Raw genomic sequence first — 23306 nt, 5'->3', positions numbered from 1 at the left:
CCTGCGAACGCATGGGTGGAAGTATACCGTAAGAGGTACTAGAGCAAAAACATGACAAAAAAGAAAGATATCGACGTTCTCCGCGTCACTTACCTGCGTGGCCCGAACATCTGGACCTACCGCCCCGTCATCGAAGCCTGGCTCGATATCGGCGAGCTGGAAAACTTCCCTTCCAACAAAATTCCTGGCTTGTATGAAAGACTGACCACGCTGCTGCCCGGCATGGTCGAGCATCGCTGCGGCGTCGGCGAACATGGCGGCTTCTTCGAGCGCCTGCGCGACGGCACCTATGCCGGCCATATCCTCGAACACGTGGTGCTCGAGCTGCAGAACCTGGCGGGCATGCGCACCGGCTTCGGCCAGACGCGCCAGACGTCCGACGGCAGCGGCATCTACAAGATGGCCTTCCGCACGCGGCAGGAAAACGTGGGCCGCGCCGCGCTGGTTGCCGGCCGCGACCTGCTGATGGCGTGCATCGAAGATCGCCCGTACGACCTGCAGGCCACCGTCGACAGGTTGACCGACATGGTCGAGCGGCTGTGCCTGGGCCCGTCGACCAACAGCATCGTGGACGCCGCGATCGACCGCGCCGTGCCCCATATCCGCCTGACCGACGGCAACCTGGTGCAGCTGGGCCACGGCGCCCGCCAGCGCCGCATCTGGACGGCGGAAACCGACAATACCAGCGCCATCGCCGAAGGCATCGCCAGCGACAAGGACATGACCAAGCAGATCCTCGCATCCTGCGGCGTTCCGGTACCGGAAGGCGCCCTGGTCGACAGCGAGGACGCCGCCTGGGAAGAGGCCAAGGACATCGGGCTGCCGGTCGTCGTCAAGCCGTACGATGCCAACCATGGCCGCGGCGTGACGCTGAACCTCACCACCGAGGCGGACGTGCGCAAGGCGTTCCACATCGCCGTGGAACGGGGCGACAGCTCCTCGGTCATCGTCGAGCGCTTCATCGTCGGCGACGAACACCGGCTGCTGGTGGTGGGCCGCAAGGTGGTGGCCGCGTCGCGCGGCGAGTCGGTGTGGGTCACGGCCGACGGCCAGTCGACCGTCACCGCGCTGGTCGATGCGCAGATCAACTCCGATCCGCGCCGCGGCCCGAACGAGGAACATCCGCTGAACCCGGTGGAACCGGAGAAATCGCCGGAAGTGCAGCTGGAACTGAAACGCCAGGGGCTGGTGCCCGATTCGGTGCCGGAAGCGGGCCGCAAGGTGCTCATCGCCATCAACGGCAACGTTGCAAACGACGTGACCGACCTGGTGCACCCGGCCGTGGCCGAAATGGCCGCGCTGGCGGCGCGCGCCGTGGGCCTGGACATCGCCGGCATCGACCTGGTGGCGCAGGACATCACGCGCCCTCTGGAAGAACAGGGCGGCGCGATCATCGAAGTGAACGCCAGCCCGGGCCTGCTGGCCCACCTGAAACCGGCACCGGGCGGCACGCCGCGGCCGGTGGGCGCGGCGATCGTCGAGCAGCTGTTCGACGACGGCGAGAACGGCCGTATCCCGATCATCGGCGTGGCCGGTACCCGCCACACGGCGCTGATCGCGCGGCTGACGGCCTGGCAGCTGCAGGTGTCCGGCCGTTATGTCGGCGTCGCCTGCGAAGAAGCGGTGTACCTGAACGGCCGCAAGATCGCCCGCGGCCCGCTCTCGGAATGGGAATCGGGCCAGCGGCTGCTGCTGAACAAGAACGTGGAAACGGCCGTGTTCGCGAACGGCAACCGCATGATCCTGACCGAGGGCCTGGCCTACGACCGCTGCACGGTGGGCGTGGTGACCGATACCCTCGGCCACGACGCGCTCGGCGAGTTCTATATCGACCAGCCGGAACAGATGGCGCGACTGCTGCGCACGCAGGTCGATGTAGTGCTTTCCGACGGCGTGGCGGTGCTGAACGCCGGCGACGCGCAGGCCGCCGACATGGCGCGGCTGTGCGATGGCAGCGTGCTGTTCTATGCCGTGCGCGAGGATGCGCCGGCGATCGCCGCGCACCGCCAGGCGGGCGGCCGGGTCGTGTTCGGCCGCGGCGGCGCATTCGTGATGGCGATCGGCGACGACGAAGTGGCCGAACTGCCCGCGCACTGCCTGCCCAACGACGAGGACGAATGCCGCGAAGCCGTGCTGGCCGCGATCGGCACCGGCTGGGCGCTCGACCTGTCGCCGGACCTGATCGCCGCCGCGCTGCGCACATTCGAATGGAAGAAGCGGACGGCATGAGTTTCCAAGCCATGCCCCGCACAGAAGAACACCACACAGGAATCAGTACATGGAAGTGATCCGCACCCGCGCGCTGCGCGGCCCGAACCTCTGGAGCCACCACACCGCCATCGAAGCGATCGTTTCGTGCACGCCCGAAGAACTGGCGGCCGACAAGCTGCCCGGCTTCGAAGTGCGGCTGCGCGCGCGCTTTCCCCGCATCGGGCAGTTCCAGCCCCATGGCCACGCCGACGCGGTGCCGCTGGCGCACGTGCTCGAGCTGACGGCGCTCGCGCTGCAGGCGGAATCCGGCTGCCCGGTCACTTTCAGCCGTACCACGCCCACGGTGGAAGAAGGCATTTTCCAGATGGTGGTCGAATACACCGAGGAAGAAGTAGGCCGCCGGGCGGTGGAACTGGCCGAGCAGCTGGTCAACTCGGCATTGCACGATACGCCGTTCGACCTGGCCGCCGCGCTGGCCGAACTGGCCGAGCTGGACGAGGATGTGCGCCTGGGGCCGAGCACCGGCGCGATCGTCCAAGCCGCCGTCGCGCGCAAGATTCCGTATCGCCGCATGACTTCCGGCTCGATGGTGGCCTTCGGCTGGGGCAGCAAGCAGCGCCGCATCCAGGCCGCGGAAATCGATTCGACCAGCGCGATCGCCGAAAACATCGCGCAGGACAAGGAGCTGACCAAGCGGCTCCTGGACGCGGCCGGCGTGCCGGTACCGGTCGGGCGCACCGTCGAAACCGCCGAGGAAGCATGGCAGGTGGCGCAGCTGATCGGCCTGCCCGTGGTGATCAAGCCCAAGGACGGCAACCAGGGCAAGGGCGTCACCGTCAACATCACCACCGAGGCGCAGACGCACGCTGCGTTCAACACGGCGCGCGAATTCCGCGACGACATCCTGGTCGAGCGCTTCCTGCCCGGCCACGACTACCGGCTGCTCGTGATCGGCAACAAGCTGATCGCCGCGGCGCGGCGCGATCCGCCGCACGTGGTGGGCGACGGCGTGCACTCGGTACGCGCACTGGTGGACATGGTCAACGCCGATCCGCGCCGCGGCAGCGGCCATTCCACGTCGCTGACCAAGATCCGCTTCGACGACATCGCGCTGGCGCGCCTGGCGCAGCAGGGCCTGGATGCGGATTCCGTGCCGCCCCAGGGCCAGCGCGTCATCCTGCGCAACAACGCCAACCTGTCGACGGGCGGCAGTGCCACCGACGTGACCGACGACGTGCATCCCGAAGTGGCGGCACGCGCCGTGGAAGCGGCGCAGATGATCGGCCTCGATATCTGCGGCGTCGACGTGGTGGTCGACAGCGTGCTGCGCCCGATCGAGGAACAGAACGGCGGCGTGGTCGAGGTCAATGCCGCGCCGGGCCTGCGAATGCACCTGTCGCCGTCGTACGGCAAGGGCAGGCCGATCGGCGAGGCGATCGTGGGCACGCTGTTCGCCGAGGGCGAGGATGGCCGCATTCCGGTCGTCGCCGTCACCGGCACGAACGGCAAGACCACCACCGTGCGCCTGATCGCGCACCTGATCGCCTCGTCCGGCCTGCGCGTGGGCATGACCAATACCGATGGCGTCTATGTCAACGGCCGCCAGATCGACAGCGGCGACTGCTCGGGCCCGCGCAGCGCGCGCAACGTGCTGCAGCACCCGGACGTGGATGCGGCCGTATTCGAGACGGCGCGCGGCGGTATCCTCCGCGAGGGCCTGGCATTCGACCGCTGCAAGGTGGCCGTGGTCACGAATATCGGCGCGGGCGACCACCTGGGCCTGAACTACATCACCACCGTGGAAGATCTCGCGGTATTGAAGCGCGTGATCGTGCAGAACGTCGACGAGAACGGCTGGGCCGTGCTGAACGCCACCGACCCGATCGTGGCCGGCATGGCGGCCGCCTCGAAAGGCAAGGTGCTGTTCTTCGGCGCCGACCGCTATCACCCCGTGGTGGCCACGCACCTGGCGCAGGGCCGCCGCACCGTGTACGTGGACAAGGGCGACCTGGTGGCCGCGGAAGGCAAGTTCGTGCAGCGCATCGCGCTGGCCGATATTCCGCTGACCCGCAACGGCACGATCGGTTTCCAGGTCGAGAACACGATGGCCGCCGTGGGCGCCGCATGGGGCGCCGGCATCGACTGGCAATCCATCCGCCTGGGCCTGAAGACGTTCACGACCGACAGCCACAACGCGCCGGGCCGCTTCAATGTGTTCGACTTCCGCGGCGCCACCGTGATCGCCGACTACGGACACAACCCGGACGCGATGCTCGCCCTGGTGCAGGCCGTGGAATCGATGCCGGCGAAACGCCGCTCGGTGGTCATCAGCGGTGCCGGCGACCGCCGCGACGAGGATATCAGCCAGCAGACCGAGATCCTCGGCAAGGCCTTCGACGACGTGGTGCTGTACCAGGACCAGTGCCAGCGCGGCCGCGCGGACGGCGAGGTGATCGCGCTGCTGCGCGCCGGCCTGCAGGGTGCCAGCCGCACATCGCACGTCGACGAGATCGACGGCGAATTCGTGGCGATCGACACGGCGCTCGACCGCCTGGGGGATGGGGACCTGTGCCTGGTGCTCATCGACCAGGTGGAAGAAGCGCTGGCGCACATCGCGAAACGCGTCGCGGCGGGCTGAGCACCGCGCAGGCGGGTGAGTATTTCGGCGCGCGGCATTGACCGCGCGCCGGTCCGCTCCTAGCATGGGCGGATCTTCCGCACGCACCCGCTCCCATGACACTTTCCTCCCTTCGCCTGCTGGCGGCCGCCGCGCTCGTGGCGGCAAGTACCTTGTATCTTCCGCCCGCGCGCGCCGCCTCGTCCCAAGTCACCCTGTTGAACGCGGCCCGCGATGCCGGCCCGTTGAGCATTTCCCTGGACCGCCCCGACTGGACCTATGAATCGGGCGACCGTGCGACGGTGCGCGTGCGTTTCGATGTGAGCCCGTATCCAGCGGAAGGCATCCCGATCCGCTATCGCCTCGGCCCGGACATGCTGGAAGGACCGGAGCGCACGGCGGTGGTGCCGAAGGCCGGGCTGTCGCTGCCGATCCCGGCGCAGGCGCAGCCCGGCTTCGTGCGCGCGATCGTGTCCGCGACAGTGGGCGGCAAACCCGTGCAGGCCACGGCCACCGCCGCCTTCAGCCCGCTGGATATCCGCCCGCTGCAAGCGGAACCGGCCGACTTCGACGCCTTCTGGGCCGCCCAGCGCGAACAGCTGGCAAAGGTCGATCCGCAATGGACTGTCACGCCCGCCCCCGACCTGTCCACCGCGGAGGTCGACGTGTCCTATCTCCATTACCAGAACGTGGGGCAGGGCGGCCGGCCGACGCGTATCTACGGCGTGCTGTCCGTGCCGCGCGCGGAGGGCAGGTATCCGGCGGTACTGCAGGTTCCGGGAGCCGGCGTGCGCGGCTACAAGGGTTCCGCCGACCTGGCGGCGAAAGGCGTGATCACGCTGCAGATCGGCATTCACGGCATTCCCGTCAACCTGCCGGACGAACTATATGAACAGCTGCGCTTCGGTGCGCTGGAAAGCTACAACCGCTACAACCTCGACAACCGCGAAACGTATTACTACCGCCGCGTCTATCTCGGCGCGCTGCGTGGCCTCGATTTCCTGGTCCGCCACGGCAAATGGGATGGCAGGAACCTCGTCACGCAGGGCGGCAGCCAGGGCGGGCAACTGGCGATCGTCACGGCCGCGCTCGACCCGCGGGTGACCGCGACCGTCGCATCGTATCCCGCGTATGCCGACGTGACCGGCTACCTGGGCGGCCGCGCGGGCGGCTGGCCCGGCCTGTTCCGGAAGGATGATGCCGGCAACGTGCAGGATCAGCCGGTAGCGCCGAAAATCGCCACCACCGGCTACTACGACACCGTGAACTTCGCGAAGCGGCTGCGCGCCCCCGTGCTGTTCTATGCGGGCTACAACGATATGGTGACGCCGCCCACTTCCACCTTCGCCGTGTACAACGTGATCCCCGCTCCGCGCGAGATCGTCATCGAACCGGAGCAGGTGCACCTGACGTCGCCGGCGCACCAGGCCACGCAGCAGGCATGGATCCTGCGGCAAGCGAAGGGGCGCTGAGCGCCCGATACACCGCTTCCGGATGATGCGATAGAATGACCCGGTCACGTCCCCGGCAGCCGGAACAGCCACCGGATGCCGACATCGCCAGGGTACTGCAACGTGTTCAACATACTGGCCGCCACGGCCGTACTGATCGTTCACTTCGGATTCATCGTCTTTGTCCTGTTCGGCGGACTGCTCGCGCTGCGCCGCCGCTGGCTCGCGGTGATCCACCTGCCAGCGGCGGCGTGGGGCATCCTGGTCGAGGCCAGCGGCGCGGGATGCCCGCTGACCTCGCTGGAAAACACGCTTCGTACACGCGCCGGCATGGCGCGCTACGAAGGCGATTTTCTTCAACGATGGCTGCTGTGGCTGATTTATCCAGAAGGGCTGACCCGCAACGTGCAGTTCGCGCTGGCCGGCATCGTCATCCTGTTCAACGTCCTGATTTACCTGTGGGTGTTCAAACGGCGCAAGCGATGACGGCCGCGAAATACTGTATGCCATACTGTACAATACTGTGCATCCGAACAGTATTTCCTGCTTCATGGGCAAATTCGCGCCAATCGACCTGCAACCCGATCTGCAAACGTTAACATCGCCCGGCACCGGCGGCCTGGCACGGCGTGACATCGATCCCGATGCCTGGCGCGACGTTCCCGTCGATGCGCTGACCGACGCCCGTACCGACAGTGAAATCGCCCGCGAATACATCAGCCACGGTGAACTGCGGCCGAAATCCATCGCCAACACGCAGAAGGAGCTGTACCGCTTCCTGACCTGGTGCCGCGAGGAGGCCGGCAAATCGTTGCGCGAGCTGGGCGTCTCGGACCTGAACGCCTACAAGGAATTCATCAAGGCGCCGCCGGCCGAGTGGATCTCGACGACGAAGTGGCCCCGCACGGACGAGCGTTACCGCCCGTTCTCCGGCCCGCTGTCCGATGCCAGCCGCCGCCAGGCGATGATCGCCGTGAAGGGCCTGCTGGCGTTCGCCGAGCAGACCGGCTACCTGCGGCGCGATCCCGGCGCGCTGGTAAAGAACGTAAAGATCGTCAACGCCAGCCGTATCACGCGTTACCTCACCCAGGATGCCATCGGCCTCGCGCTTTCCACCGTGGAAAACCGGGAAGCGGACACGCCGGCGGCGCTGCGCCGCCGCGAGCGCGACCGCTTCCTGCTGGTGGCCTATGCCCACACCGGCGCGCGGCTCAATGAGCTCGTCGGCGCGGACATGGGCGCGATCTACACGGAAGGAAACGGCCGCTGGTGGATCGACGTGATAGGCAAGGGCAACAAGCCGCGCCGGCTGCCGGTACCGCCGGACATGCTCGCCGCCTTCCGCCGATACCGCGCCGCGTTCGAGCTGCTGCCCCAGACCAGCCGCGGCGACACCACGCCGCTGGTGCTGTCGAGCCGAAGCAGGGTACTGGTGCGCCTGACGGACGAAGCGGCCTCCGAAGCGATGAAGGCGGTGTTCACCGCCGCCGCCGATGCCGCCGCCGCGCGCGGCGACAGCGATGCGGCCGCCCAGTTGCGGCAGGCATCCACGCACTGGCTGCGCCACAGCATGCTGACCAACCACGCGAACAACGGCGTGCAGCTGAAGACGCTGCAGGAGACGGCGGGGCACGCGAACATCGCCACCACCGCGGCTTATCTGCACAAGACGGACAACGAGCGGCACGACGAGATCATGGCGTCGGTCAGCGGCAAGAATGTCATCTGAAATGTCATCTGAACGAGTCCGGAAGATGCTGCCGGCGCTCAGTTCAGTTCCGGGTAGCCGAGGCTGACCGCCTCTTCTTCAAGGTACCCGATCCGGGCGTAGTCCCGTTCATCGCGGCGCGCGAACCGCACGATCCGCAACGCCGCCATGGCTTTGCGCAACGGCGCGTCCGGCTCCAGCAGCGCATTGCGCAGGCGCCGCACCACCACATCCGGCACGGCGCTGCCGGCAATGATCGGCAGGCCCGGCGACGGCGCCGTGAATCCCAGCGCCACGAGGCCTTCGACACTGGCCGCCTTTTCCTGCTGCAGGTACGCATAGGTAACGCAATCGATCGCCGCCAGGTCCGCCGCGCCCCTGCGCACCATGCGCAGGCTGGCCGCGTGGCTGCCGGACCATTTCACGGCGCCGAAGAACGTGCCGTTCCGGGCCAACGGCGCGACCGCGTGCCGCAGCGCGTTCATGCCGCTGTTCGAATGCCGTTCGTTGGCCACGGCCACCCGGCCGCGCGCGTCGTCCAGGGTGCGGATGCCGCTGTCGCCGCGCGCCACCAGTACGCTCGAATAATCGCTGCCGTCGCAACCGGGCACGTCGAAGCAGGGCGTGGCGACCAGTGTCGCGTGCCCGCGCAACGCGTGCAGCCATGGATAACCGCAGGTTTGCGACAGCAGCAGGTCGGGCCGCAGCCAGAATTCCGGCAGTGCCGCAGGCAGGTCGGCATCGTGTACCCGCTCGATCACGCCGCAGGCTTCGGTCGCTCCCGCCTGGTCCAGCAGTGCTTCCAGCAACGCCCCGTAGCCGGCCCGCAGGCGGGCCGACACGTTATACATCGGCAGTGCGGCTTTCCACGTCATATGCATTTTCCTGTTCGGTTTCCGGCATGTGGGGATGCACCGGCGCATCCACCGGGCGGAAGGCGTGGCGGCGCATCAGGCCGGCATAGCCCTGCACGTGGAAGCCGCCGCTGCGGGCGTTGTACGCGGTGCGCCGCGCCTGGTAGATGCGGGGCAGCAGGTACCACGGCAACGATGGCAGGTCGTGGTGCACCAGGTGCAGGTTATTGTTCAGGAACAGCAGGCGCAGCACCGGCCCGGCTTCGTTCAGCACGATCCGCTGCTTGTGCTGCGCTGCGGGGCGGTGCTCATAATAAGAGCGGACCATCGCCAGCGATTGCGCCGGATAGGCAATCGCCAGAAGGTAATACACGGCGGAGACGCCGAACGCGCTGTCGATCCACCACAGCAGCGCGCCCAGCATGCCGATATGCCCCAGCCACATCGGCACGTTGCGCCAGTCGCCCCGCAACGGCTCGCGTACGGCTTCGGCCAGCATGGTACCGATCGACAGCGCCGGCCCCACCAGCATGCGGCCGGCAAACGTCTTGTTGAACCAGTACAGCCGGCGCAGCGGCGCGCTCATGCCGGCCCACGCCCTGGGCGACACGTAGGAGCTCTCGGTATCGAGCGCCGGCACCGTCAGGTGGGAGTCGACGTGATGCTGCAGGTGGCTGTCGCGGTACAGGCGGTACGGATACCACACCGCCAGCGGCGCCCAGCCGAACAGCCGGTTGACCCATGGCCAGCGCGTGGGGTGCCCGTGGATCAGCTCGTGCTGCAGCGACATGTACCACGCGCACCACCAGATCATCAGCAGCGTGAAAAGGGCCGTGCCCAGCGCGTGCCGGAAGGCGAGGGTGGCGAACCAGCCTCCGTGGATGGCAACGATCAGCAGCCAGGTGGGCCATTCGGCCACCCACAGTAGCCGGCTGCGCTCGGCCGCGACCTGGCGGCGCTGGGCGTCGTCCAGGTATTCCGAGCGTTGCCGTTCGTGCGCCACTGGTATCCTCGCTCGGCGACGTCAGAAACGCGCGGTAACGCGCAGGCCCACGGTACGCGGGCGCACCATGTACAAGGTGTTGCCCGGCTGGATCGCGATGGTGTTCGGTGTCACGTCGCTGACCTTGGCGCCGTTGGTGAGATTGGTGCCGAACAGGCCCACCTCATAGCCGCGCGTGCGGTACGTCACCGTGGCGTTCACCGTGTTCGACGACGGGATCTGCGCATAGCTGCCCTGTTCGCGCGCGAAGTTCGTGTACGCCTCGCCCCGGTGCGCATAGGTGGCGGAAACGCCCACTTCGTCGTTGTTCGGCAGCGGGATGCTGTAGCTGGCGCTGGCGCTGGCAGCGAACTTCGGCGCATACGGCACGCGGGCGCCGGCCGGGATGTTTTGCGCGGCAATGCCGGTCTGCACCGTGTCGGTGGCCGTTGCGTGGTTCAGCGATGCATTGATGCCGATCGACGTGCGGCGCGTGATCTTGATCGCCGTTTCCAGTTCCAGGCCTTCGCTGCGGATCTTGCCGGCGTTCTGCGTAAAGTAGTATGTGCAGGGCAAGCGGTTGAACACCTGCACGTCATCCCAGTCGATCCGGTAGGCGCTGGCGTTGAAGGTCATGCGCCGGTCGAACAGTGTATTCTTCGAGCCCACTTCGAAATTCCACAGGCTGTCCGGCGCGAACGTCGACGGGGCATTGATGCCGCAGAAGTTGAACGGCACCGGCTGGTTGTTCCCGCCATAGCGGAAGCCCTTGCCGGCGGAAGCGTACAGCGTATGGTCCTGGTTCACACGGTATGCGGCCGCGAAGCGCGGATTGGCGCCGCGCGCGGTGGCGCTGCTGTTGGCCAGCGCCGGCACGCCTGTGGGCACGGCCGGCGTGGCGGTGGAGAGATTGCCGAACAGGCCCGTGAACTTCAGGTCGAAATCCTGCGTGCCGCGGAACAGGCGCAGGCCGGCCGTCAGGTCGAGCCCGCTGTTCGTCCCGTCGCCCCACAATGTGTAGGTGGCTTCCGCGAACAGGGCGACCTGGCGGGAATCGATGTACTGGCGGCCCGAAAAATAATTGTCCGGCGTGCTGGCCAGGTCGTTGGCCTGAGAGCTGTAGCCGGGGAAGTTGCGGGTGGCGGCGTAGCGGGCGTCGAAGCCGGTGGTGGGCTGGTCCTGCAGTGTATCGCGCGAGCCCTTTTCAAAGAACGCGCCGGCGGTCCACTTCAACGGACCGCCGGCCGTCGACTGCAGGCGGAACTCCTGCGCGAAGTCGGCCAGCTTGTTGCCGATCGTGTAGGCCGACTGCATCAGCGGGTCCTGGCCGCCGAAGATGAACGCGGTGGCCGGATACTGGGCCGATGTGACGTACAGCGTGTCGCGGTGCAGGTACGACGTGGACGAGACCAGCTTCGCCTGGCCCAGCTCGTAGTTGACGGTCAGGTTATACAGCTGCAGCTTGTCGTTGCCCACTTCGGGCAGCAGGGCGATGGTGGTGTACGGCGCCAGGTCCGCATAGGCGTCGTTGATGCCGCCCTTGATGTTGGACGCGGTCACGCTCGCGTCGATCAGCAAGTCACGCGTGGCCTGCAGCCGCAATGCCGCGCGGCCCTGGTTGGTGGAGACGCCATTCGTGGTGCGGCCCGTGAGCTGGTTGCGGATGAAACCGGAATCCTTGCCCGTATAGCCGGTCAGGCGCAGCGCCAGTGCAGCGTTCTTCAACGGCACGTTGACGCTGCCGCGCAGGTTGTGGTTGCCGCCGCCGAAGCCGGACGTACGGGAGCCCACCGCCTTGACGGAGCCGAACAGCTCGTTGAACTCCGGCTTTTGCGTAATCTGGCGCACTGTGCCGGCCATCGAGCCGGCGCCGAACAGCGTGCCCTGCGGTCCCTGCAGCACTTCGATGCGTTGCAGGTCCAGCACCTTCAGGTCGGGATTGGCCGATTTCAGCGTGACGGGCATTTCATCGATGTACACCGCCACCAGCGAGGCATCCTGCACCTCGGAAGGCACGATCCCGCGCACGACCAGGCCGCGCATCGTGATGTTGTTGACGCCAGTGGCCTGCTGCTGCACCGTCATCGCCGGCACCAGGTCGGTGATATCGTTCAGGTTGCCCAGGCCATACTTGCCGAGGCTTTCCGGCTTCAGTACCGTGATGGCAGCGGGGACCCGCTGGACATCGACGGCACCGGTGCGGGTGGCCGTCACTTCGACGACCTCGATCCGGTCGGAGGCCTGCTTGTCGTCTGCCTGGGGCGCGGGATCGGCGCCGGCTGCCAGGGCGAGGGGAGCCGCGACTGCGCTGGCGCACAGCGCGGCGAGCGCGCGATAACCGGATTGTTGCTTGTTCATCAGTTTTCCTTGTTCTGCTCTTGAAGTGGACGCGCATGCTATCAGGGAAAAAAGTATAGGCAAGCGGCTATCTGCTGAAAACGAAGATTAACGTGCCTGTATATGCGGAAACTGCTTATGCGGAAACTGCTGGCGATGGACATCGTCCGGCATCGGAAGAGGGGACCGCGTGGGGAAGCAGGTGAGAACTCTTTGATTCGAGGCTGGTTGCCCAGGGTTGGAAACGAACCGGCACGCCCTTGGCGGCAACGCGGCAATGGATTTCAAGTCCGGTGCGTTTGCCGATTTCATCATCGGGCAAATTTCGACAGGACCCATCATCGACGGCGACCAGGGCGGCTAGTCGGCACAGCACCTGCACGGAGAGCCGCGATACAAGAACTCGGCGGCAAATTATTTTCAGTCCGCGGCTGGGAGGTTAATTCAGATCCGGCATCACAAGCTCCAACTCGACATTAGTATATGTATTGTCGAGTTGGATTTGCTGCCAAGAAGATGTTCAAAGGCACCCTGCCGGGAGCGCGGCGGGCAGGGTTGCCAGTTTCAGGCTTGTTGGAATGGCAACGACAATATCGTACACTTGCGGGGATTCTTGATAATTGAAGGTACCCATGCAGCGCATACGCATGCCAGCGACCCGGCAAAATAAGCTGTTACGGCGGTATATCGGTTTTCTGCTCGTGAGTGCGGCTATCGCCGCGGTTTTGCCGGGTTGTGCCTCTTCAAGGCAAGCCGTTTCGACAACGGCGAATCTGTCGGAGACGCTGAAAGATCTCGCGGTCAGGCACCACGTATGCGGCGTAACAATCGCCGTCATCCGGCACCGACAATCCGATTCCGTTATTTCCGCGTCGGGTTGCAAGCCAGCCTTAAAAGTGGATGCGGACAGCGTGTTTCAGGCGGCGTCGCTCAGCAAGCCAGTGTTCGCCTATGCGGTATTGCAGCTCGCAGCGCAGGGAAAGCTGGATCTCGATGCGCCGGTGATGAGCTATCTGCCGCAGGGCTACCGGCACCGGTTCAGTCCTTTGAAAGCGGAGCCTGCCGAGCTCGTGACCGACGCCAGGCTGTCGTCGATCACCGCCCGGATGGTCCTGAACCATACTTCGGGCCTGCCCAACTGGGCTTCCGGCCCGCTGTATTTCGAGTCGGCGCCCGGAACAGCATGGCATTATTCAGGGGAAGGCTACCTGCTGCTGCAGCGCGCCGTGGAAACCGTCACGGGCCAGCCGCTGGACCGGTTCATGGCCGAGCGGGTCTTCGCCCCGCTGGCCATGCACCACAGCAGCTTTGTATTGAACGAAAGCATCGCGCAACGCCTGCTGCCTGGCACCAAGGCGAATGGAACCCCAAGGACGACCATGGCTTTGGAAAGTCCGCTCGCGGCTTTTTCCCTGTACACCACCGCGGCGGATTACGGAAAATTCCTTGCCAGGTTGCTCAACGATGCCGACTTGCTCGCCCAGTCGACCGCATTGCCCGTCGTCGCCGATGCCAGCGTGGGCCTGGAATGGGGATCGGGTTGGGGAATCGAGCGCGTTCGGGACGACATCCATATCTGGCATTGGGGGAACAACACCGGCTATCGCGCCTTCGTCATTGCCTCGCTCCGGACCGGCGATGGCTTCGTGATGCTGACGAGCGGCGAAAACGGATTGGAGCTGGCCGAGCCGGTGGCACGGAAAGTCCTGGGCGTCGAACACAAACTGTTCCAGTCATCCATGCTGGGTACCGACATCGTGAATTTGCTCTGTAACACGGTGCGTCTGTGTTTTTGAATGAGGTCGGCTGGCAAGTCCGGCGGGGACGGGCGTGACGTGCCCGGAAGATACCCTGGCTTCGACTTCCATATCGTATTTGACATAATATAGATTATGCGAAGTTATCTGTATTTTGAAAAAGCCTCGTGTAACGGCTGCGGTACCCGGATAAAGCTGGAGTTCCGGTGACCAGCCCGGCTCTTTCCCGAGGCATGCCGTGCATCGAGCGTCCGGTACCGTTCGCGCAGCAGTTCGCGTTCGAACAGAACTATGCCGTCGTCGTCGCCGTGATCATTTCGTCGGCCTCATCCGGATCCGTGGTCAGTCCGACCGTCCGGATCAGGAGTCCGGCATCGCCGCGGACCCAGCGGCTGCGAGGAACCTGATAATGCCCGTTCGCCGGGAAATAAACGAATCGCACTGGGGCGCTACAACCGCCAACCGCCCCCCCGCCGGCCGTCTTCGGGATGGCGCCGCCGGTTGGATCATGGCAGACATGCTGACACCGAACCGGAATGCCAGGCCAGCCGACTCCAGGGGCTTTTAGCGAATATTCGCGCTGGATCGGCTGACGCTCGGTGTGTTTTTCCCGATCGAGGCGTTCTCCGGCGACCAGCCGACGATGCTCGGCCAGGAACGCCTGGCCGGCCGTGCCGAAGAGCTCGGATACGCCGCGCTGTGGTGCCGCGACGTGCCGCTGCGCGACCCAAGCTTCGGCGACCTGGGCCAGGTTTACGATCCGTGGGTCTATCTGGGCTGGATTGCCGCGCAGACGAGCGAGATCGCGCTGGCCACCGGCGCGCTGGTCCTTACCCTGTGTCACCCCTTGCATACGGCCAAGGGCGTGGCCTCGGTCGACCGGCTCTCGGGTAACCGTCTGGTCCTCGGCATTGCCTCCGGCGACCGGCCGGTCGAGTTCCCGGCCTTCGCTGTCGACTTTGAACAGCGCTCCGCCCTCTTCCGCGACAACCTGCGCGTCATGCGCGAGGCCCTCGCCGAGCAGTTCCCGCGGCTCCAGTCGTCCTATGGCACGCTGAGCGGGACCGCGGATGTTGTGCCCAAGCCGATCACGTCCGTGCCGATGCTCGTTACCGGTCACAGCGGGCAGCCGCTGGAATGGATCGCGAAAAATGCGGACGGGTGGATCACCTACCCGCGCGGACTCCAGCGTCAGGCCCAGGTCGCGGCGCACTGGCGCGCCGCAGTGGAAAGCGCGGCGCCCGGTGTCTTCACGCCGTTCGTGCAATCGTTTTATGTCGACCTCAGCGACGATCCGGACGGGGCGCCAACGCCGATCCACCTGGGCTTTCGGGCGGGCCGGCATTTTGTCGTGCGCTTTCTCGAGGCGGCCCGCTCGATCGGCGTCAATCATGTCATCCTCAACTTCAAGTACGGCGCGCGCAACGCCGGGGACGTGCTCGAAGAGATCGGCACGGAGATCCTGCCGCAACTGGCGGCATCCCAGCCCTGAGCCGGACGGAGTACCGGATCCGAAGCCTGCGCGCGTGGTCCTCGCTGTTCCTGCTCGCCCCTGAGTACCCTCCTTCGACGGCACCAGCCGCAATGCTCACCGGCGTCGTCCGGCAGATCTCGGACCGCTCGCTCCGGAACGGCGCCGGGCACGGCGTAACATGCGAGACTGCCTCAATCGAGGTTATTCGCCCAAGTCGGCACGTGCGCCTACATCTACGCCGCCTGCTCCATCATGCCCGAACCTCGGTAGTGACCGGCGCGATCGTGCCCGACGTCATTTAGTGTCTATTTCGCGACAGTTTCCTTGACGACTTTCGGTGACATATGGCAATGGCGCGCCGAAGCCAGGCAATCCGGAGGTCCAGCGCGAACCGGCCCGGCCCGAGTGAATACTTGGTTATCCGCGAAGAGTTTGGTTTCCGCGTGGCTATATTTCCCGTCCGCCTTCGGGCACAATGCGGGTGGCGCAAAATGTCAACCGCCGCACTGAAATAATTTAACTTTTGCGACGCCTCACCCTGCCGCCGTTCACCGCGTAGACGTGCGTGCCCCGCCCCGCTCCGCTTGCGCGCACTGTACAACGACTGCCCAATGCACAAGATTCGCCCACACCAGCTTGCCGGGATGTTCCTCGCGCTGTCCGGCCTGGCCGTGATGGCCGGCTGGCTGACGCACCAGCAGCGCCTGCACCAGTTGCTGGCCGAATACTTCCCGGTCGCTTTCAGCGCCGCGCTGTGCTTCTTCGTGGCCGGGGTGGCGCTGCTGCTGCCGCAATCGCGGCCGCGCATCTGGAACGCGGGGCAATCGGCGGCGACGCTGCTGCTGCTGGTCCTGGGCGGACTGTCGATGGTCCAGAACTTTACCGAGGCCGATCTCGGCCTTGACCAGTTGTTCGTGCCGCCGATGGTCAATGACGGGTACCGCCCCCCAGTCCGGATGTCGCCGCTTGCCAGCCTCGGCTTCGTGCTGGCGGCCGGCTGCTTCAGCATGCTGGGCCGCCTCGGCACGTCGCGCGCGGTCCAGGTGGCGGTCCAGGTCCTGTCGCACGCGCTGCTCGCTCTCGGTATCTTCGGCCTGGTCGGCCATTCGCTCAGGCTGGAGGTACTGTATGGCTGGTACCGGTTCGCACGCATGGTGCCTTACAGCGCGTTCTGCTTCATCGTGCTGGGCGCGGGAATGTGGGTGCTGTGGTTTGGCACCATGAAACGCAGCGGCGCCTACACCAATCGCCAGGACAAACGGATCGCCGCGATCGCCACGTTGATCCTGTTCGTGCTCGCCTTCACCGGCGGCCTGACCGGCTTCGTGCTGTCAACCCACCGCACCGAGGCATCGCTGTGGCAAGGGATGCAGGCGGCACTGGCGAACCGGACACAGTTGATCGAAACCGTCATCGCGGACCGGATCAAGCTGTCGGCGGCGATGGCGGCCGACCCGATCATGGTGGCGGCGCTGCGCCAGGCGGGCACGCAGCCGCCGGCCGATCCGGGCGCGGCGGTGCACGAGATGCACCGGCGCTTCGTCGGCCCCCTCGGCGCGGGCATGTCGGTGCTGTCCGCCGACGGCAAACTGCTCGTTGCCCACGGCCAGCTCGAAACCCGGCCGCGGCTCGCCCTGACCGCGCGTGCCGGCGTGACCCTGCTATGGAATGGCCACACCATCCTGCAGGTGACGGTTCCGGTGGTGCAGGACGGCAAACGCCTCGGCATGCTGGTAACCCAATATGTGTTGACGCCGCTCGACCGGCTATTGGCCGACGCCGGCCTGCCTGGCCGGACCGGCCACCTCCTGGTCTGCGGCGCCGTCAGCAGCGGCCATGTTGGTTGCCTGCCGAGCCGGCTGCAGCCGGACGGCTATTTATTGGCGTCCCGCATCAATCCCAACGACGGCAAGCCCTGGCCGGCCGCGCGTGCGCTGGAGGGGCGTACCGGCATCGCGTCGGTGACCGATGGCCGCCGCCAGCGTGTCATTGCCGCCTTCGGCCCGGTGCCAGGCTTGCGCCTCGGCGTGGTGATCAAACAGGAAACGCTGGAACTGTACGCGCCGATCCGCGCGCAGCTGACCGACCTGCTGGTGCTGCTGACATTGCTGGTTGGTTCCAGTCTTGTCCTGCTGCGTTCGCAACTGTTGCCGCTGGTCACTTCGCTGCTGCAGGCCAAGCGCGAAGCCAGCTTCAATGAAGCGAAAATCCGCTCGGTGGTCGAAAGCGTGGCCGACGGCCTGCTCACGCTGGACGAACTGGGCACGATCGAGTCGCTCAACCCGGCTGCCGCAGCGATGTTCGGGTATGCGCCGGAGGAGGTGGTCGGACAGCACGTGAACATGCTGATCCCGGTGCACCTGCGGCACGGCCACAGCCAGAAAATGGCGGGTTACCGCCAGAGCGGCCTCCCTGCCAGCGTCCACACCGGCGGTGTCGAGGGGCAGGGCTTGCGCAAGGATGGCAGTCATTTCCCGATCCAGGTGTCGATCCGCGAGATGCGCTCCGAACACAACCGGATGTTCGTGGGCATCGTACGAGACGTCAGCGCACAGAAGCACGCGGAACAGGAGATGCGCGTGGCCGAAGAGCGCTTCCGCCTGGTGTCGCAAGCGACCAACGACGTCGTCTGGGACCTCGATTTCGCGACCGAGCAGACCTGGTGGAACGAAGGCATCTCGCATCAGTTCGGCTATCAATCGTCCGAGGTCGACCCCGGCCCCGGGTGGTGGCGCGACCGCATCCATCCGGAGGACCGCGACGACCTGCTGGCCAGGATCGACGGCCAGCTGGACAGCGGGTGCCTGTCGTGGACCGAGGAATACCGCTTCCGCAAGGCCGACGGCAGCTATATCCATATCGAAGATCGCGCCTACATCATCCGCGACGGCGCCGGCCGGCCGACGCGGGCGATCGGCGCCATGATGGACGTCACCAGGCGCAAGCTGGCCAAAGACCTGTTGCGCCGCTCGGAACAGCGTTTCTCCAACGTGTTCAACATGAGCCCGGTGGCGATCACGATCACGCGCGCGACGGACGGCCGCTTCCTCGATGCCAATGACGCGCTGCTGCGGATGCTCGGCTACCGGCGCGACGAGGTGGTCGGCAACTCGTCGATGGCGATCGGTTTCTGGTACACGGTCGAAGAACGGCTGGCGATGGTCGAGCGCATAGAGCGGCAAGGCTCGGTCAGGGACTTCCCGATGCGAGGCAGGACCAAGGACGGCGCCATTCTCGACCTGCTGATCTCGGTGGACCAGCTGGAGCTGAACGGGGATAACTACCTGTTCTGTTTCCTCACGAATATCACTGATCGCAAGCGCGCCGAGGAGGCCCTGCGCGACAGCGAGGAACGGTTCCGCTCGATCGTCGAGACGACCGAGGACTGGATCTGGTGGATCGACGTCAAGGGTTGCCTGCTGTATGCCAACCCGGCGGTCGAGGACATCCTCGGCTACCCGGCGGAGCAATTACTGGGCACCAGCATCCTGAACCACCTGCATGAGGAACAGCGCGCGCACGTCGAAAGCAGCCTGTCGCAGCTGGTGACCAAAAAAGGCAGCTGGAGCAACCTGCTGATGCGCTGGCGCCACAAGGATGGCAGCGACCGCTACACGCAGTCGAACGCGGTTCCGATCCTTAACGAAGGCGGCGAGCTGATCGGGTACAGGGGAAGCGACCACGACATCACCCTGCTCAAGCGTTACGAGCAGAACCTGGAAGAAGCCAAGCACAAGGCGGAAGCGGCGAACCAGGCCAAGAGCGAGTTCCTGGCCAACATGAGCCACGAAATCCGCACGCCGATGAATGCCGTGATCGGGCTCACCAGCCTGGTGCTGAACACCCCGTTGTCGGCCCAGCAGCGCGAATACCTGGAGTTGATGAAGTCGTCCGCGGATTCACTGCTGCGCCTTCTCAACGACATCCTCGACTTTTCAAAGATGGAAGCGCGCAAACTCGAACTCGAGCCGATCGAATTCGACGTGCATGAAGCGGTCGGCAATACCCTGAAGACGTTCGCGGCCAGCGCGAGGGAACGGCAGATCGAGCTGACCTGCCACGTAGCGCCCACGCTGCCCGCGGTGCTGGTGGGCGACCCGGGCAGGCTCGCGCAAATCATCGTGAACCTGACCGGGAACGCGATCAAGTTCACACGCCAGGGCGAAATCGCCGTACGCCTCGCGGCCGAGCCGCAAGCCGGCAGCAGCACGCTGCTGCACATCAGCGTCGCCGACAGCGGCATCGGCATGACCGAGGAGCAGCAGGCGACGATCTTCCAGGCGTTCCAGCAGGCCGACAGTTCGACTACGCGCCAGTTCGGTGGCACCGGCCTGGGGCTGTCGATCGTGTCGCAGCTGGTGGCCCTGATGGACGGCAGCATCCGTGTCGAAAGCACGCTGGGAGCAGGCACGACCTTCCATGTCGCCGTGCGGCTGGGAGTGCCCGAACGGCAGCCACTGCCCACGGTCTCGCAGCCCGCGTTGCTGCTGGCGCTTTCGCCGCGTCGATTGAACGTGCTGGTCGCGGAAGACCACCCGGTCAACCAGGTGCTGATCGCGGCGATCCTGAAGGGGCGCGGGCACGCGTTTTCGATCGCCCACAACGGTCTCGAAGTGCTGCGCCTGCTCGATCGCGACCCGGGCGAGCACCCGCCGTTCGACGTGGTGCTGATGGATGGCCAGATGCCCGTGATGGATGGCTACCAGACCACGCGCGAGATCCGGCGGCGCGAACGCTCGACCGGCAAGCACCTGCGCATCATCGCCGTCACCGCCAATGCAATGACGGACGACCGCGACAGATGCCTTGCAGCAGGAATGGACGACTACGTGAGCAAACCGGTCGACGCCGACCAGTTGCTTGAGCGGCTGGAGGCGGCGTCGCCGGCCGGTGGCGTCGAACAGGCACCGCAGGCGCTGCCGGTGGCAACGCCTGCGACGCTCAGGACGTTCGCTCAGGACGCCGCGCTGCAGCGGACGCGCGGCAAGCGCACGCTGCTCAGGCAGCTCGTCGAGCTGTTGCTGCGGGACCTGCCCGATACGCTGGCCGCGCTCGAGTCGGCGCTGGCCGCCGACGATGCACGCCTGGTCGAGCGCACCGCCCACCGCCTGCGCGGCGCCGCCTTCACGGTGTGCGCCGAGGCGCTCGCGGCGGCCGCGGGCGGGCTCGAACTGGCGGCCCGGAACGCGGACCTGGCGCGCATGCAGGAGGGGGTTGGCGCACTGCAGGCGCGCGCGGCCGAACTGGCGACCGAACTGAACGTATTTATGGAGAATGACAATGAAGGTACTGATTGCCGATGACGATCCGCTGTCGCTGCTCTACCTGCAAGACACACTGCAGGACTGGGGCTACGAGGTGGTGACGGCGACCGATGGCATCCGCGCCTGCGAGATCCTGCAGCAGCCGGACGCGCCGATGCTGGCGGTGATCGACTGGATGATGCCGGGCATGGACGGTATCGACGTCTGCCGCCAGGTGCGCGACACGATCAAGGACCGCTATGTCTACCTGATCATGCTGACCACCCGCAGCGAAACCGAATTCGTGGTGGAAGCGATGAATGCCGGGGCCGACGATTTCGTCGGCAAGCCGTTCAATGCGGAAGAGCTGCAGGTGCGGATCCGTGCCGGCAGGCGCATCAGCGAACTGGAACAGCAATTGCGCCTGAAGGCGACTCACGACGCGCTGACCGGCATCTACAACCGGGGCGCGCTGCTGGAAATCCTTGAAAAGGAACTCATACGCCATGGGCGCGACACCCGGCCGGTGTCGATCATCTTCGCCGACCTGGACCATTTCAAGCGCGTCAACGACGAGCATGGACACCTGGCGGGCGACGCCGTGCTGCGCGAAGTCAGCCGCCGCCTGGCTGCCGTGCTTCGCCCCTATGATTCTCTCGGGCGCTACGGCGGCGAAGAACTGCTGATCGTGCTGCCGGCATGCACCCGCGACGGTGCCCTCGAGGTGGCGGAACGGGTGCGGGCGGCGGTCGCGGCCACGCCGGTCGATACCGATTTTGGCGCGATTGCGTGTTCGCTGAGCATCGGGATCGCCGTCGCCGACGAAGGCGTGCCGATTCCTTCACAAAAGCTGATCCACCTGGCCGACGATGCGCTGTACCGGGCCAAACGGGGCGGGCGCAACCGGGTCGAAATGGCAAGCGACCAGCAGGGACAGCCCGACGGGGATCAAGATGAGCAGGAGTAAAGTGAAAGTGCTGCTGGTGGATGGCCGCACGGTCGTTTGCAGCAGTAGCCGGGACACCGGACAGCCGGGAGCGAATTGAAGAAGGGCGGCCGAAACCGCCCTTCTCTTCAGCTAGCGCCGCTTAGAAGCAGCAGGCCAGCATCTTGAGGCAGCACTCGATGCTGCCGCAGCAGCCATTTGCCGCGGCGAAGGCTCCGGCAGAAGCCGCCAGCAAGCCGGCTGCGAAAGTGAGTTTGACGAGTTTCGATTTCATGGGATCTTCCTTTCAGTTTGAGAAAATAGCGAGGTCAGGCGCTACTTTTCAATCCGGCGGAACCCAGATGTCCGGGTATGGCGACGGCAATACGATGCCAGGATCGGCACTATGGACCATGCCGTTGGCGACCGCCGCCCAACTGACTGGAGCCGGCGGCGGTGCGATCGCAAGCGCGCCGGACGCACAGCCCATGTCGATGCATTGCAGCGAACAATGCTGATCCGGACAGCAGTCATGCGGCGAGCGCGGCATCGCGACTGCGCTCGTGCAAAGGGCAATCGCCAGGATCAGCAACAGAATCGCTTTCATGGTGCCATTCTAGCGGCTTTTCCAGCGTCCGCGCCCTATTCCTCGTTGGCCTGCCTGAGCATTTCTTCCATCTGGGCCCGCTCGTGGCGCCACATGACTTTTTCTTCCAGCAGCTGGTCGTGCAGTCTCTGAATGCGGGCCAGTTCCTTCTGCTGCAACTGTATTTCCCGGCCATGACCCGCGAGCTCGAGCCGGGTTTCGCCAAGCTGCCGCGCCAGTTCGTCCGCTTTCAGGGTTGCGCGTTGCCGGGCATCGGCCATCCGGCTGCTCCACTCGGCCTCCTTCCTGTCCGCTGTCTGCTGCGCCTGGGCCAGTGCCTGCCCCGCGTGACGCAGGTCGCTCATCAGGCGCGCACCATCCTGGTTCAACCTGGCCACCTCCTCCTGCTTGCCGACGAGCTGCAGCTGCAACTGGCGCGATTCAACCTGCAATTGCTGCACCTGGTGTTCGTGCCGCCTCTGGTCCTGTTCCCGCTGTTCCTTTGACGCCTGCCGGAAATGCTCGAGCGCGTCTCGCGCATTCGCATGCTTGTTCTCGAGCGACTTGATATGGTCATCGTTTTCCTGCAGGCGATCGCGGAGATCCCGGACATGCTGCTCGGCCGTGTGCCGCGCGATCTGTTCGCGCTGCAGTTCCTCGCGGGTACCGATCAGGGCATGCTGTTCGGTCGCCAAGCGGCGTTCCAGGGCCTGCACCTGCCCGTGGGACGCGGTCAACTGTGCCTTCAGGCCATCCTCGGTGGCGATCCGGGCTTGCAACTGCGCGTTGTGCTCCTCCTGCAGCGTAACGATGCGCGCATCGGCCTCCACTCGCAGCCGCTCCGCCAGGCCGGTCACCAGCGCCTGTAATTCGTCGCTTAACGACGAACCCGCTCCGGCGGTGCCCTCCTCGGCCTCCAGTTCCCGCAAGTACTTGTGGATCGTGGTCTTTGACCCGGTATTGCCCAGCGCAATACGCACGGCATCGAGCGACGGGTGCCGGCCCGCCGCCACCAGAGCGTCGCGCGCCCGCTTGACATCGGATTTGTACAGACCTGCACGTGCCATGACGCCCCTCCCGGAATAAGATACTATAGTACATACTATCATAATACATACCACGATAGGCTTGAAAATCGCAGCGCCGGAACAATTTACTTGG

15 protein-coding genes are annotated in these 23306 nt (G+C 65.6%); 9 read left to right on the top strand and 6 right to left on the bottom strand.

The features are described 5' to 3' along the window. Window positions 1-51: 51 nt before the first annotated feature. From GJV26_RS28395 to GJV26_RS28375, 5 genes are all read left to right on the top strand, one after another. Window positions 52-2229 carry a cyanophycin synthetase gene (locus tag GJV26_RS28395; RefSeq protein ID WP_155711913.1) on the top strand — a complete coding sequence of 726 codons (2178 nt, stop codon included), beginning with the start codon at window positions 52-54 and terminating at the stop codon, window positions 2227-2229. A 49-nt stretch (window positions 2230-2278) separates the two neighbouring features. Further along, window positions 2279-4849, top strand: a complete 2571-nt coding sequence (gene cphA, locus GJV26_RS28390) for a cyanophycin synthetase (RefSeq protein WP_155711912.1) — start codon at window positions 2279-2281, stop codon at window positions 4847-4849. Between the two features lie 95 nt (window positions 4850-4944). Further along, a complete protein-coding gene (locus GJV26_RS28385; protein WP_155711911.1) occupies window positions 4945-6300 on the top strand; it encodes an acetylxylan esterase in 1356 nt (451 codons plus the stop codon). 102 nt (window positions 6301-6402) lie between these two features. Beyond that, on the top strand, window positions 6403-6765 hold the full coding sequence (locus tag GJV26_RS28380; protein WP_189441964.1) for a DUF2784 domain-containing protein: 363 nt from the start codon (window positions 6403-6405) through the stop codon (window positions 6763-6765). Between the two features lie 64 nt (window positions 6766-6829). Beyond that, window positions 6830-8008 (top strand): tyrosine-type recombinase/integrase, encoded by a 1179-nt coding sequence (locus GJV26_RS28375; RefSeq protein WP_155711909.1) that lies wholly within the window; start codon window positions 6830-6832, stop codon window positions 8006-8008. A 38-nt stretch (window positions 8009-8046) separates the two neighbouring features. Here GJV26_RS28375 and GJV26_RS28370 read toward each other — a convergent pair whose 3' ends face one another. From GJV26_RS28370 to GJV26_RS28360, 3 genes are read right to left on the bottom strand one after another with little or no spacing between them, the layout of a single operon-like run. Continuing rightward, the gene (locus GJV26_RS28370; RefSeq protein ID WP_229419484.1) at window positions 8047-8862 is read right to left on the bottom strand and encodes a phosphate/phosphite/phosphonate ABC transporter substrate-binding protein; all 816 of its coding nucleotides are present in this window, start codon (window positions 8860-8862) and stop codon (window positions 8047-8049) included. Then, the gene (locus GJV26_RS28365) at window positions 8831-9844 is read right to left on the bottom strand and encodes a fatty acid desaturase (protein WP_189441966.1); all 1014 of its coding nucleotides are present in this window, start codon (window positions 9842-9844) and stop codon (window positions 8831-8833) included. The genes GJV26_RS28370 and GJV26_RS28365 overlap by 32 nt, the downstream gene beginning before the upstream one ends. 21 nt (window positions 9845-9865) lie before the next feature. After that, the gene (locus GJV26_RS28360) at window positions 9866-12181 is read right to left on the bottom strand and encodes a TonB-dependent receptor (RefSeq protein WP_155711908.1); all 2316 of its coding nucleotides are present in this window, start codon (window positions 12179-12181) and stop codon (window positions 9866-9868) included. Between the two features lie 611 nt (window positions 12182-12792). On the opposite strand from GJV26_RS28360, the gene GJV26_RS28355 reads away from it, so the two are divergent. The 4 genes from GJV26_RS28355 to GJV26_RS28340 all read left to right on the top strand — a co-directional run bounded on the left by GJV26_RS28355 (window position 12793) and on the right by GJV26_RS28340 (window position 21601). Continuing rightward, the gene (locus GJV26_RS28355) at window positions 12793-13956 is read left to right on the top strand and encodes a serine hydrolase domain-containing protein (protein WP_155711907.1); all 1164 of its coding nucleotides are present in this window, start codon (window positions 12793-12795) and stop codon (window positions 13954-13956) included. A 532-nt stretch (window positions 13957-14488) separates the two neighbouring features. Then, window positions 14489-15409 carry an LLM class oxidoreductase gene (locus GJV26_RS28350; protein WP_371866575.1) on the top strand — a complete coding sequence of 307 codons (921 nt, stop codon included), beginning with the start codon at window positions 14489-14491 and terminating at the stop codon, window positions 15407-15409. Window positions 15410-16002: 593 nt separating this feature from the next. Further along, window positions 16003-20694: a PAS domain S-box protein gene (locus GJV26_RS28345; protein ID WP_155711906.1), complete on the top strand. Its 4692-nt coding sequence runs from the start codon at window positions 16003-16005 to the stop codon at window positions 20692-20694. Next, window positions 20672-21601, top strand: coding sequence for a GGDEF domain-containing response regulator (locus GJV26_RS28340; RefSeq protein WP_155711905.1), 930 nt, complete (start codon window positions 20672-20674; stop codon window positions 21599-21601). The genes GJV26_RS28345 and GJV26_RS28340 overlap by 23 nt, the downstream gene beginning before the upstream one ends. Before the next feature lie 121 nt (window positions 21602-21722). Here GJV26_RS28340 and GJV26_RS30520 read toward each other — a convergent pair whose 3' ends face one another. From GJV26_RS30520 to GJV26_RS28330, 3 genes are read right to left on the bottom strand one after another with little or no spacing between them, the layout of a single operon-like run. Next, window positions 21723-21854 carry a hypothetical protein gene (locus GJV26_RS30520; protein WP_260114814.1) on the bottom strand — a complete coding sequence of 44 codons (132 nt, stop codon included), beginning with the start codon at window positions 21852-21854 and terminating at the stop codon, window positions 21723-21725. 48 nt (window positions 21855-21902) lie between these two features. Further along, the gene (locus tag GJV26_RS28335; RefSeq protein ID WP_155711904.1) at window positions 21903-22166 is read right to left on the bottom strand and encodes a hypothetical protein; all 264 of its coding nucleotides are present in this window, start codon (window positions 22164-22166) and stop codon (window positions 21903-21905) included. Window positions 22167-22201: 35 nt separating this feature from the next. Beyond that, window positions 22202-23212, bottom strand: a complete 1011-nt coding sequence (locus GJV26_RS28330; RefSeq protein WP_173346300.1) for a DNA-binding protein — start codon at window positions 23210-23212, stop codon at window positions 22202-22204. Window positions 23213-23306 lie beyond the last annotated feature (94 nt).

The sequence above is a fragment of the Pseudoduganella dura genome (assembly GCF_009727155.1).
Taxonomy (GTDB): domain Bacteria; phylum Pseudomonadota; class Gammaproteobacteria; order Burkholderiales; family Burkholderiaceae_D; genus Rugamonas; species Rugamonas dura.
This window is presented reverse-complemented; position numbering and strand designations above follow the sequence as displayed.